At 55.3% G+C, this 12360-nt stretch carries 11 protein-coding genes and 1 rRNA gene; 6 read left to right on the forward strand and 6 right to left on the reverse strand.

Going from position 1 to position 12360, the window contains the following annotated elements; all coding sequences use genetic code 11:
* The 3 genes from MK110_00005 to MK110_00015 all read right to left on the reverse strand — a co-directional run.
* A 16S ribosomal RNA gene (locus MK110_00005) occupies positions 1-696 on the reverse strand; the annotation flags it as partial.
* Positions 697-978: 282 nt separating this feature from the next.
* A complete protein-coding gene (locus MK110_00010) occupies positions 979-1431 on the reverse strand; it encodes a DUF983 domain-containing protein (protein ID MCH2209654.1) in 453 nt (150 codons plus the stop codon).
* A gap of 13 nt (positions 1432-1444) precedes the next feature.
* Complete coding sequence (locus MK110_00015; protein ID MCH2209655.1) at positions 1445-2236, reverse strand: Nif3-like dinuclear metal center hexameric protein; 792 nt, start codon at positions 2234-2236, stop codon at positions 1445-1447.
* Between the two features lie 87 nt (positions 2237-2323).
* On the opposite strand from MK110_00015, the gene MK110_00020 reads away from it, so the two are divergent.
* On the forward strand, positions 2324-3223 hold the full coding sequence (locus MK110_00020; protein ID MCH2209656.1) for a sugar phosphate isomerase/epimerase: 900 nt from the start codon (positions 2324-2326) through the stop codon (positions 3221-3223).
* A gap of 154 nt (positions 3224-3377) precedes the next feature.
* The gene (locus MK110_00025; protein ID MCH2209657.1) at positions 3378-4631 is read left to right on the forward strand and encodes a formylglycine-generating enzyme family protein; all 1254 of its coding nucleotides are present in this window, start codon (positions 3378-3380) and stop codon (positions 4629-4631) included.
* Positions 4632-4662: 31 nt separating this feature from the next.
* On the opposite strand, the gene hflX is transcribed toward MK110_00025, so the two are convergent.
* Positions 4663-6000, reverse strand: a complete 1338-nt coding sequence (gene hflX / locus MK110_00030; GenBank protein ID MCH2209658.1) for a GTPase HflX — start codon at positions 5998-6000, stop codon at positions 4663-4665.
* 180 nt (positions 6001-6180) lie between these two features.
* Here hflX and queC point away from each other — a divergent pair, with 180 nt between their 5' ends.
* The 4 genes from queC (at position 6181) to yidD (ending at position 9447) form a co-directional block, all read left to right on the forward strand.
* On the forward strand, positions 6181-6975 hold the full coding sequence (gene queC, locus MK110_00035; GenBank protein ID MCH2209659.1) for a 7-cyano-7-deazaguanine synthase QueC: 795 nt from the start codon (positions 6181-6183) through the stop codon (positions 6973-6975).
* Between the two features lie 51 nt (positions 6976-7026).
* The gene (locus MK110_00040) at positions 7027-7704 is read left to right on the forward strand and encodes a 7-carboxy-7-deazaguanine synthase QueE (protein ID MCH2209660.1); all 678 of its coding nucleotides are present in this window, start codon (positions 7027-7029) and stop codon (positions 7702-7704) included.
* 360 nt (positions 7705-8064) lie between these two features.
* Positions 8065-8988, forward strand: a complete 924-nt coding sequence (locus tag MK110_00045; protein ID MCH2209661.1) for a DnaJ domain-containing protein — start codon at positions 8065-8067, stop codon at positions 8986-8988.
* Positions 8989-9177: 189 nt separating this feature from the next.
* Complete coding sequence (yidD, locus tag MK110_00050; GenBank protein ID MCH2209662.1) at positions 9178-9447, forward strand: membrane protein insertion efficiency factor YidD; 270 nt, start codon at positions 9178-9180, stop codon at positions 9445-9447.
* 467 nt (positions 9448-9914) lie between these two features.
* On the opposite strand, the gene MK110_00055 is transcribed toward yidD, so the two are convergent.
* Complete coding sequence (locus MK110_00055) at positions 9915-11174, reverse strand: bifunctional riboflavin kinase/FAD synthetase (protein MCH2209663.1); 1260 nt, start codon at positions 11172-11174, stop codon at positions 9915-9917.
* A 99-nt stretch (positions 11175-11273) separates the two neighbouring features.
* The gene (locus MK110_00060; GenBank protein ID MCH2209664.1) at positions 11274-12308 is read right to left on the reverse strand and encodes a hypothetical protein; all 1035 of its coding nucleotides are present in this window, start codon (positions 12306-12308) and stop codon (positions 11274-11276) included.
* Between the last annotated feature and the right edge of the window lie 52 nt (positions 12309-12360).

Raw genomic sequence — 12360 nt, forward strand, 5'->3', positions numbered from 1 at the left:
GCATTTCACCGCTCCACTGGCAGTTCCGCATACCCCTGGAATACTCAAGTCTATCAGTTTCAAACGCAGTGCCTCAGTTAAGCTCAGGCATTTCACATCTGACTTGATAAACCGCCTACGCACCCTTTAAGCCCAGTGATTCCGAATAACGTTCGCACAGTACGTGTTACCGCGGCTGCTGGCACGTACTTAGCCCGTGCTTCCTTTGAGGCTCTGTCAACATGGAAGGATAACCTACCATGATTTCATCCCCTCTGACAGCAGTTTACAACCCAAGGGCCTTCATCCTGCACGCGGCGTCGCTCCGTCAGGCTTTCGCCCATTGCGGAAGATTCTCGACTGCAGCCACCCGTAGGTGTCCGGACAGTATCTCAGTTCCGGTCGTGGGGGCCATGCTCTCACACCCCCTAGACATCGTCGCCATGGTAGGCCATTACCCCACCATCAAGCTAATATCACGTAAGCCGCTCCTCGGGCGGAATCACACCTTTGGTCCACAGACATCATCGGGTATTACCCACAGTTTCCCGTGGCTATCCCCGACCTGAGGGTACGTACCTACGCATAACTACGCCGTTTGCCGCTGTCCTCTGAATGAATCCACCGAAGCTTCATCAAAACAAATTCTCGCTCGACTTGCATGCCTAATCCACGCCGCCAACGTTCATTCTGAGCCAGGATCAAACCCTTCAAAAATATGCTTACCAAGCAAAAGACAAAGAACAAAGCCTTTGTTCCATCGCTCGGCGATTAGCATGAAAAGAGTGATACCTGTTCGCCATCCCGGTCAAAAGATGGCAAGTGCAGATCGTTAGCCAAAACTCACAGACTCACAGATCTCAACCATATTGTCAAAGAACGGCGCCTAACCAAGGCCGTGTCACCCACGCCCGTTGACGCAAACTACGTCGAGGCATGGAGATGGCCGAATTCAGGCGGGCGGGAAAGTCTACCGAGCCACTCGATCCTGTCAAGGCCTCAGGGACCGATATTTGGGAGTTCGTCACGGCTTTCCTTCCGCTGCGAACTCAACCTGACCTGTTGAGCCCCCACCGGATCAAAAAAACAATCAAGCGACAACCACAGTGAACGAGCGTAGCGAAAAAAAAGTAAGGGAAAAATCAGGCAAAATGCCATCAATCCCGGTATCACCACTCGATTTGAACAGCCCAGGCCAATATGCAGCACCACATAAGTCAAAGAGGAAAATCCGGCGGTGATTCCATAGTTGATATAAGCAGAACCCAGAAAATATCCCGGTTCCCGCTCCAGTCGTGTCCCGCACTCACAGCAGATCGCATGCATGTGAAGCAGTCCTGCAAACAGCGGCCCCTTGCCGCAGTACGGGCAACGAATCCTGACCGCTAAAGACAACGCCCGGCCCAATGACAAGTCGAATACAGTGGATTCAGAACGATGCTCAAAAGTCATAGAACGGCTACTGTCAATGGCTCAGACGAAACGGATCCTGTTCATTGATGCTGGCTCGCACATCCACTCCGGTAAATGAGGCCTGCAGTTTGTCAGCCAGCCATTCCATTGCCGGCCGTTCACTGGAATAGTGCCCCGTCACTATCAGATTCACGCCCGCCGCTCGCGCCGCCAACGCAGAATGAAAACGAGCTTCTCCGGTCACAAAGGTATCACACCCCACTGCTATCGCGTCATCCAGAAACTCGGCCGCAGCCCCGCACGCTACGGCAACGTGCTCCACCACTGCGTCCTCTTCTCCGCAGTATTCAAGGTATTTCGCCTGACAGACCTCACGAACCACATCAAGAAAATCCTTGAGCAGACAGGGACCGGACAACCGCCCGACTCGCCCGCTGCCAATCTCCGGCAGGCATTCTGAGCGGCGGATCGGCACAACACTCCGCAGTCCAAAACCTTCTGCCAACTGCTGATTGACGCCATACTGCGCACTGTCGAACCGGGTATGAGCACTGTAAACGGCCACAGCCCCCTGAATCAGCTCCAGCAGCAAACGGCCCTCACTGGTCTGGTCGGAGATGGCCCTGGCACCCCGAAACAGCACCGGGTGGTGCGAAACAATCAACTGGGCTCCCTGTTTCAAAGCTTCTTTGGCAACATCGGACGTCAGTGTGAGGCAGGTCAGGATTCGGCTGACGTCGACGTCAGCCCGACCGACCAGCAGACCGGTGTTATCCCAGTCTTCAGCCAGCTCCTTCGGAGCCATTTGATCCAGAAATCGACAAACTTCAGAAACAACGGGCATTATCGGTTTTCCGGGTTCGGTTTTCCGGGTGCAGTGTTCTCTATCTGAACCCTAGACTGTTGATTCTCGTTTTATAGTCAAACGATCATGTCACTTCGACTTGCCGTGGCAACGGCCGATTTCGGAACACCACTTCGCCGGTCAATTCCTCGCGCAGGAAAGGCCCAGGTCTCCGGCATTCGATTAAACGCGCGTCATGAAATCCTCGCAGAGAACTTCTCCTCGTCAGGATTAAGACAGCTCTGGCAATACGTGCGGGAAAACCGAATGGAAGTCGCAGGACTCAGCTGTCCGGTTCGACACAGTCTGGCGGATCCGGAATACCTGGAAGAGCGAATTTCACTGATTCGCTCCGTAATGGATCTGGCCCTCCCCCTGAAGACGTCCCACGTGTTCGTGCCATGCGGTCTCATTCCCGATCCGTCGGCAATGCAGCCGGCTGCAGAACCGGACAATTCCAGTGTCCACCCTGTGGAAAAACTGTTCTCACCGGCAACAGATTCGTCGACAACGCCAAAGACAGTCACAGCTGACGATGAATTCAGTACGCTGTGTCAGGTGGCCGGTGACCTGGCAGGCTATGGAAATCATATCGGCTGCACCTTAACACTGCAGCTGCCAAACTACGACGTACCACTGATTGAACGACTGACGGCAGCCGTGACAACCGGTCCCCTGCAGATTGTTTTTGACCCGGCAGTGGCCGTTTTTACAGGCGTGTCGGTAGTCGATACCTATCGCAAACTTTACAAAAACGTGGGCGACATCCGGGCTCGGGACGGACGTCGGAATTCAGACGTCACCGGAACAGAAACGGCTTTGGGAGATGGGATTGTCGATTGGGAAGAGTTTCTGCCGACACTCGTTGAGGCGGATTATGCCGGCTGGGTTTGTGTGGAACGAACGTACGGTGGTCATCGTGAGCCGGACGTCCTCAATGGAGTGTCCCGGGTCAAATCGTTGCTTCCCCATCCTGCGGAAGGATAGAATTAAGGCTCGTTCCGGTAATATGTCAACCGATGTGATTCACTCGTACCTGATTACAGGACGTCTGGGGGTTCCGGCTGTCAACACGAAGAGATCAGGAACACCGCAGCCTTCCGACCGGGATGTTCGGTAATTTCTGAAACGGGAAAGCGTTTTGAAAAATCCCGTCGCTGCTGTTTTGATTTTTGCAACCTCGGCCGCAGCACTGTGTGCCGTGCTGCTGTTCCCGCGCAATGATCACGTGAATCTGAATCCGCCGGTAAAGACCGCAGAGATAACAGCGCAGGTTGATTCTGACTCAACCGGTCGTTTGCCTTACAGTCCGCCGAATCCCGAAGCACGTATCAGTCAGCAGGAACAGGATGCCGAAACACGTTCGCTGCTCGATGGGATTCCTAAGCAGATTCAGTCGTCACTGATCATTGAGGAACCTCAGCTTTCCACCGCAGACAGGGAACACCTTGCCGGCATGGTTTGGGTTCCTGGCGGTACTTTCGTGATGGGAAGTCGTCACGGACCTCCGGATGAAGCCCCGCGCCATGCACTGGTCCTCGATGGATTCTGGATGGACGCACTGGAAGTCACAAATGCCCGGTTCCGGAAATTTGTCGATGCGACCGGATATGTCACTTTGCCGGAAAGAAAGCCGGAACTCAGGAGTGTGAAAAAAGGCTCAAACCTGGATCAGCTGGCCATCCTGGAAGAAATGAATCAGCCTGGTTCGATTTGCAGCCTCCCGATCGCCAGTCGCAACGAAATTGACGCTCGAGGAGCATACAGCTGGTGGCAGTACGTTCCGGGCGCCAGCTGGAAACACCCGGAAGGTCCGGAATCCGGTATCACGGACCGCATGGATCATCCGGTCGTCCATGTCAGCTGGCTGGATGTCCAGGAGTACTGCCGATGGGCCGAACGAACATTGCCGACAGAAGCCCAGTGGGAATACGCCGCACGAGGTGGCCATCATGGCCGCATCTATCCCTGGGGAAACGTCCGTCAGCCAAACGGTAAATGGCTGCAGAACATCTGGCAGGGAGAATTCCCGGTAGAAGACACGGGTAAAGACGGACACACAGGAACGGCTCCGGTTGGATCCTACGAGTCTAATGATTACGGACTGTATGATATGTCGGGAAACGTGTGGGAATGGTGTTCGGACTATTACCGCCCTGATTCCTATCTCACAAGTACCGTTCATAATCCATCGGGTCCCGACAACAGCTGGGATCCTCTGGAACCCGACCTGATCAAACGCGTGCAGCGCGGAGGGTCCTTTATGTGCAGCGAGCAGTACTGCGTCGGATACCGGGTCGCATCCCGAATGAAGGGCGAAGAAGATACGGGAGTCTTTCATACCGGTTTTCGAACAGTCGTAACACCGGACATGATCGGCATCAGTGCCGATTAGCACAACGTATTCGAAATCTGCCTGGCCGGTTTTACGCTCCCCCGCTGCCGGTCAGATTGTCAACCGCTTCGTCAGAAACCACCACAACCGTTGTATCGGGGTCATCGATGGACGTGGTAAACCGGCGGGGAAGACGGCAGGTGATGATGACACGCCGGGCAGTCGAATCGGTGTACGTACGTTTAAGCTCTTCGGCGTGCTGTTTCAGCCAGGCAAACAGCCGGCCGTTTCCCGTACCCGTTTCAATCTCTGCCGTGACATACCCCCCCGACAACCGTTCAGCCACGACATGATTCAGCCGGTCAATTCCAACCCCGGTGGCAGCACTGATCGTCACAGTGTCTTCGTAGTGCCGACGCAGTACCGCAATCAATGACTGATCAGTTACCTGGTCCACTTTATTCAGGATCAGCAGCACATTGGTACAGTCAACACCGATTTCCTCGAGGACCTCGTAACAGGTTTGAATCTGCTGCTCAGCTTCGGGGTGGCCGGCATCGACGATATGCAGCAGCAGGTCAGCGTGACGGGCTTCCTCAAGCGTCGATCGAAATGAAGCAACCAAATGGTGCGGCAGATTGCGGACAAATCCCACGGTGTCGCTGAGCAGGGCCTCACCGTATCCGGGAACAGCCCAGCGGCGTGTGCGCGTATCCAGAGTTGCAAACAATTTATCCTGTACAAGCACATCAGCCCCTGTCAGTCGCCTCATCAGCGTGCTCTTCCCGGCATTGGTATAGCCGACAAGTGAAACAGTGGGGTGTTCACGGCGACCGGACACAGTGCGTTCGCGCCGCTGCTCAACACCTGCCAGTCGTCGCTTCAGTTCTGAGATACGTCGGTCAATCAGACGGCGGTCTGTTTCCAGCTGCTTTTCTCCGGGGCCACGCCCTGCACCGATACCACCGGTAATTCGTTCAAGATGAGTCCACATGCGTTTCAGACGAGTACGAAAGTACATCAACTGCGCCAATTCGACCTGCAGCATGGCTTCGTGAGTCCGGGCGTGTGTGGCAAAGATGTCCAGAATCACTTCACTGCGATCAACGATCGGTTTGTTGATTTCCTGTTCGAGCGTACGTCCCTGGGACGGTGTCAGGTTGTTGTCCACAACAACCAGTTCCGCATCGGTCGCAGCAACCAGAAGCCTGAGTTCTTCAAGTTTACCTGTACCAAGGCAGTGAGCCGGGTGGGGCGTGTCCCGAAACTGAACAATTTCCCCTACGACCTCCACCCCGGCGGTGGAGGCGAGTCCTCTGAGCTCATTCAGTGCATCGTGTTTTGACCAACAGTTGCCCGGACTGAACACGCCGGTCAGGACCGCCTTTTGGTTGGCAACTTTGAGTTCTTCGCGTTTGGGATCGCCCAACAGTCCTTGGCCTTTGAATTGCAGGAGAATCTGAGGATAAAGTCAGTGTGCAGCGGCATCCGGCCCATCCTAGCGTCAGACTGACACACCGAAAACACAAATGTTCGCGCTCAGGCCGCCGGTGGGTGTCCGGAACTCCCTGCCTGTCGCCATTGTCCTCACGCAACACCGAAACGGGCAATGTTGGAGTCACGCGAACTTCATCCTTTCATCGCCGAAAAACTGGCCCCTGCCGGGCGGGTCGTTTCACGAACGACGAATTGGTCTCAGATGCCGACTCCCAATAAAGCTGTGGTTCTGGTAAGCGGTGGCCTTGATTCTGCCACCGTGCTGGCGATAGCTCGGAAAACCGGTTGCGAACTGCATGCCCTTTCACTGGACTACGGTCAGCGGCACCGCTTCGAGCTGGAATCAGCCGCCCGTGTGTGTCAGGCCGAATCTGTGGCCAGCCATGTGGTGTTTCCGCTTGATGCCCGGATTTTTCGCGGGTCAGCACTCACCAGCGATATTCCGGTACCGCATCAGCGCTCGGATGCGGAAATCAGTACCGGGATTCCCGTAACGTATGTTCCGGCTCGCAACACGATCTTCCTGGCTGTGGCGCTTGGACTGGCAGAATCCATCGTCGCCGCCGACATTTATATCGGAGTGAACGCCGTCGACTACAGTGGCTATCCCGACTGTCGACCCGAATTCATTTCAGCGTTTGAGACGACAGCAAACCTGGGTACAAAGGTGGGAGTGGAAGGAACGCAAATTACAGTACACACACCTCTTGTGTCCCTGACGAAGTCACAGATCATTCAGCGTGGTCTGCAGCTGGGTGTCGACTACGGTCTGACCCACAGCTGCTACGATCCGAATGCAAACGGTGTCAGCTGCGGTGTGTGTGATTCGTGTCGCTTACGCCTGAAGGGTTTCCGCGAAGCCGGTGTCACCGACCCAATCCAATACCAGCGCAAGAACGACCAGTGACATGCTCATGAATGGCCAGCCGGGCCGAAAGCGGCACGGGTACCAAAATTGATGTTCATTGCCGAGACATACGAATCGTTTCAGGGCGAGGGGCCGTGGGCCGGGACCCGATCTTTGTTTATCCGAACATCCGGCTGCAATCTGCGCTGCTGGTACTGCGACACCCCGTACACGTCCTGGCATCCCGAAGGCAACCAGCGCACACTTGATGAGCTGACCGCAACTATTCAGAAATGTTCGGCCGAACACGTGGTCATCACCGGCGGGGAACCCATGCTGGCAGCCCAGTTGACGGAACTCACGGTGATCTGTCAGAAGCTGAACCGAACCGTCACCATTGAAACTGCGGCGACGGTCGATCGGTCCGTGGAATGTGATCTGATGGCCATCAGTCCCAAGCGGCCAAATTCGGCTCCCCAGGACCCACACTGGAGAAAACACCATGAACAGACGCGACATCAGCCGTCTGTCATCCGCTCACTGCTGGATCAATACAACTGTGTTCTCAAGTTTGTGATTAACCACGAGACTGATGTGACGGATGTCCACGACTATCTGACAGAGTTCCCGGAAGTTGCAGCCGGTCAGGTGTGGCTGATGCCGCAGGCACGCACTCAGGAGGAACTGAAGACGCAGTCCGGCTGGGTTCAGGCCGCAGCCGTCGCAAACGGTTTTCAGTTTTCGCCACGCCTGCATGTGGAACAGTTTGGAGACAGACGCGGTGTTTAGTTCATCCCGGAATACCGGTTGACGTTCTGACTCAGGTCAGAACATTGCCACACACACAATCGTATCAACATTCCCCAAAATTCACCGAAAGTGGCAACGCTGCCGGAAGAATTGTCTGCCGCTTCCTCGTTTCTGGTTGTGGCACCCCTGGTCAACAATACCAACAGAGCAAACCTGAGGGGTTCCGGCATCAGAACCTGTCAATGGACATGAGGCATCGACCGAGCGTTCCTGGGTTTGACCGCTGGACTCCGAAAGCCGGCTGAACGAGAATTGATCGGTGACCGGACGGAATTCCCGGATACAATCCGTCCGTCAAACTCCCTGACTGTTCATCATACTCTGTCCCGGGCCGCATTGGTGTCATCGCGCGATTACTACGAAATTCTTGGGGTTCCCCGAACATCGTCCGCCGACGAAATCCGCAAAGCCTACAAAAAGCTTGCCCGGAAATATCATCCTGATGCAAACGCGGAAAATCCTGATTCACAGCAAAAGTTCGCTGAAATCACCGAAGCTCACGAAGTTTTAGGAGACTCTGACAAACGTCAAAAATACGACCAGTTCGGACATAACTGGAATCGTGTCCCGGAAGGAGCAACCGGAGGCAGCCCGTTTGGTGGATTTGGTGGTGGCCACCCCGGAGGTGGGAGCGGATTTTCGCTTGACGATATTCTCGGTGGAGTTTTTGGGGGGGCAGGTGGCAGCCCGTTTGGCGGACGCCCGCAGGCACGAAAAGGTGAAGACCTGCGAACCAGTGTGCGTGTAGCGTTTCTGGTTGGAGTGGAAGGCGGCGAGCACGAACTGACGGTTCGCACCGGGGACAAGGCGGAACGTCTGACTTTCCGAATTCCTTCAGGCATGGAAAGCGGAAAGTCGATTCGTCTGGCCGGCCAGGGTCATCCGGGTCAGTTGGGCGGCCCTCGCGGAGATGTGCTTGTCACCGTTGAAGTGGCACCGCACCCCTACTTTCGTCGCGACGGATTCAACCTGATTCTGGATGTACCCGTCTCTGTGACCGAAGCCGCACTGGGTGCAAAAATTGATGTTCCAACCCTGACCGAAGGAACTGTGATTCTGTCTGTACCGCCAGGCACGTCGAGCGGCGGCAGGTTACGGCTGCGCGGCAAAGGGGTCATGAATCGTACCACAGGAAAACGTGGTGACCAGTTCGTGGTGATCAAAGTGACCGTTCCCAAAGAGCTGAATGATGAAGCCAGGGATTTACTGCAGCGTCTGGACGAAGTCGCCCCCGAAAATCCTCGGGATGGATTATGGCCCTGACAACGTGCAGGAGGTTGTCAGACGGACCGCCAGACCGGATCCTGACTGTCCCTGTTTGTCGGCACAGCAGGATGCATCCCGAAACAGGAAAGGGCATCTGCCCTGCGAAGGTCGTATCTGACTGATATCGTTTGTTCGGAATGCATCCGACCCCTTGTTCGTCACCAATCATGAATCATACCCGCTAAAATGCAGAGCAGGCTTCCGATTCTCAGCTTCTGGATCAACCTGGTTCTGCTCGTATTCAGATTACCCGGCACAATGGTGATTCTGCTGATTCGCTGTTATCAGAAGCTGCTGAGTCCTCTGCTGGGCCGCACGTGTCGATTTCACCCTTCGTGCAGTGAATATTTTGTGCTGGCTGTCCGCAAACAGGGACTGCTGATCGGTTGCTGGAAGGGGATTTGTCGAATCAGTCGCTGTCATCCGTGGCACCCTGGCGGCTATGACCCACCCTAAGCCGTTTCTGTTCAGCTAACGAAAATCCAGGTAACATCGGGAGTCAAAGCGGGTTTACAGGCAAAATACTAAACCTGCAGGGTCAAATTGATTCGACCGTGTCAGCCCATTGTTGTTACAGGATATCCGGCATTCACGGAATGCAGGGACCGCTCCGCACTCGCTGATCCCATTTGACCAAATGGCAAAGTCATCATTCCTGAAACCCCGATCACCAGCAGCCTGTTACAAAGTGTCAGAACGCGGCTCCGTCCCCGGTCATTGGCAGCTGCGTGTTACCGCTCATGATTGTCCTGCTCGGGCTGTGTATTCTGACCGTGCTGGTCATTCGCCTGCTGGGGCTGCTGCCGGTTAACAGGGAAAACCCCTGGTGACTGGCTGGCATGGTGCCGGTCGCCGCACTCAGCGCGCGGATCTTTCACAAGCAGAACAGCCCGCTGCCGCAAAAGTCAGGCGTTGCGGGTCTCTCAGTCGACTTCCCGGGGAAACCTGTGAGTCCCGCTGATCCACGGCAGTGGTTGTGTGCCAACAGCCGCGTCGACGGGCAGGCAGTCATACAGATGAGGAAACAGCCGGCCTCCCCGGGACAACTCCCATTTCAGCGCCGATCCAAGACGAATGGGGTCAACTTCCACCAGCAGCAGATTTGACTGACCGGAAAAATGTCTGGCAGCCGTTTCTCTAAGCTGGTCTGCCGTAGAGAAGTGGATAAATCCGTCGGCCAGGTCCGCCTCCGAACCACTGAACTCTCCTTTAGCCACAGCCTGCTGCCATTCGCTGCTGGAACAGATTTTGTAAACGGGCTTCGAAAGTCGATCCACCAGCATCCGGCATTGCTCAACGTCTGCAGCAATTTGTGCGATAAGTTGATCAACCGAATCAAAAGAACGGAGTGGTCGAATTTCGCTCAGAAGATCAATCTCCAGACCGTCGTCGTAAAGGTCGTCGTTGAAATCCAGCAGATGGCATTCAACTTTCAGGTTGTTGTCTGCAAATGTGGGATTGGGACCAATACTGAGTGCTGCGGAATATCGCTGGTCCCCGACACAGACTGTTCCTGCATAAACTCCGCTGGCCGGGAGCATGGTGGGGATACCGTCCAGATTAGCCGTCGGAAATCCCAGCTGTTTTCCTCGCCCTGCTCCGCAGGAAACAACGCCTGAAATTCGGTGAGCATGCCCCGTCATCGCCACCGCATCACCGGCGCGTCCCTGGCTCAGCAATGTGCGAATGCGGCTTGACGAAACCAGACGCCCTTCATTCTGCACCGGCGAAATCTCATGAAATACAATTCCGGCACGTTGGCAGAGTTTCGCCAGGCTGTGAATATCGCCGGCGCGATCGCGGCCGAAACGAAAATTTGGACCTTCAACCACTCCTGCCGCTGCAAAACGCTCCACCAGCACCTGGTCAAAAAACTCCTCCGGCGTCATTTGAAGAAGAGCATTGGTTACGGGCAGAACGACCACTTCGTCAGCCCCGTATTCTTTCAGCAGAGCTGACCTGCGTTCGATTGTTGTCAGGCGGGGAAGCGGGGAGTCCGGCCTCAGCAGACTCAGCGGGTGCGGATCGAACGTGACAACAACTGCCGGAGCAGAATGCTTTGCGGCCGTCCTGCGCAGGGTCTGCAGCATCTGCTGGTGGCCGCGGTGGACACCATCAAAATTGCCAACCGTGACCACGCCCTGGAGTGCGTTGCCGGGAATATCAAATTCCGCGTAGTTCATTCGCCGAAAAATACCGGGGTGTCATCCGGTATTCCAGACGATCGGCACCGTTACCCCAAACTCGGGATAATTCCTGAACAAAAAACGCTGAATCACATGCTAGTTTTCCTCAGCAATGCGTTGGCTGTATTTACTGATGATGTCAAGGTAATTCGCCGGAAACTGCTGACGGATCAGTTCGCGGGCTTTGACTTCCCTGCGACGATCAAGCATGCCCCAGCTGCCGGTTTCTTTGAGCTCGCGGGAATCTGCTTCGCCTTTGCCTGGTGAACCATGGATTCTGCTGTTGGGAGCGGCTCTGCCCGAAGACGGCTGATTCGGCGTCTGCTGCCCGTTTTGTCCCTGGCCCTGCTGCTGATCGTTGTTCTGTTTGTTTTCCGCTTCTTCCAGCAGGTGATCGATCGCATCAATCACCTCAACCTGACGTTCCTGAACCCGTTCTCCCGATCGCCCCAGGTCCAGTTGACGTTTAACATCGGCCATTAGACGCGCCACGTGCCCCAGGTCGTCAGCGCTGCGACCACTAAGTTCCTTCTGCAGGATCATGGCCACGGTGCGAAAACGGGGCGGAACCTGAAGGGTGTGATTCAGCAGCAGGCTCAGACTGTCCAGAGCCGCCTCACGCCTGAACAATTCACTTTGACAGACAGCACGATAGAAAAACATTCCGGCCGGATCGACAACACGATCGGGTAAAATCCTGTCGTAGATCTCCAGGGCTTCGTCGAACAGACGATGCTGAGTCATCCAGCGGGCACGAAAAAGCTCGATATGGTTGTGGTAGATGTCAAGATCACGGATGCCGTCGTAGATGATCTGCTCAAGAGGACCGGCACCCGCCGAGGATTCCAGCAGTCGTTGAGTCGACACATCAGCGGCGGCGAATGATTCAACAAGCAGGTCAAGCAAATCCTCATCACTCAGACGGGCCAGCTGACCATCATCCGTCCAGTCGGCGATCACGGTTTCACGGACCTGAGGATCGGCGTCTGAACGAGCGATCCACTGCATCAGCTCCGAACGGACATCCGCCATGTCCGGCCTGGAGAACATAATCGCGGCATCGTCTGCACTGAAAACAGTACCGAAAAAACACAGTGCCGGAAGAATTGTGAAACGGAGCAGCCGGTTCATACCCACAATGATACCCGGATACAAAACATCGTGCGACGGCCGATCAGAAAAG

Source organism: Fuerstiella sp., assembly GCA_022447225.1.
Classification (GTDB): Bacteria; Planctomycetota; Planctomycetia; order Planctomycetales; family Planctomycetaceae; genus S139-18.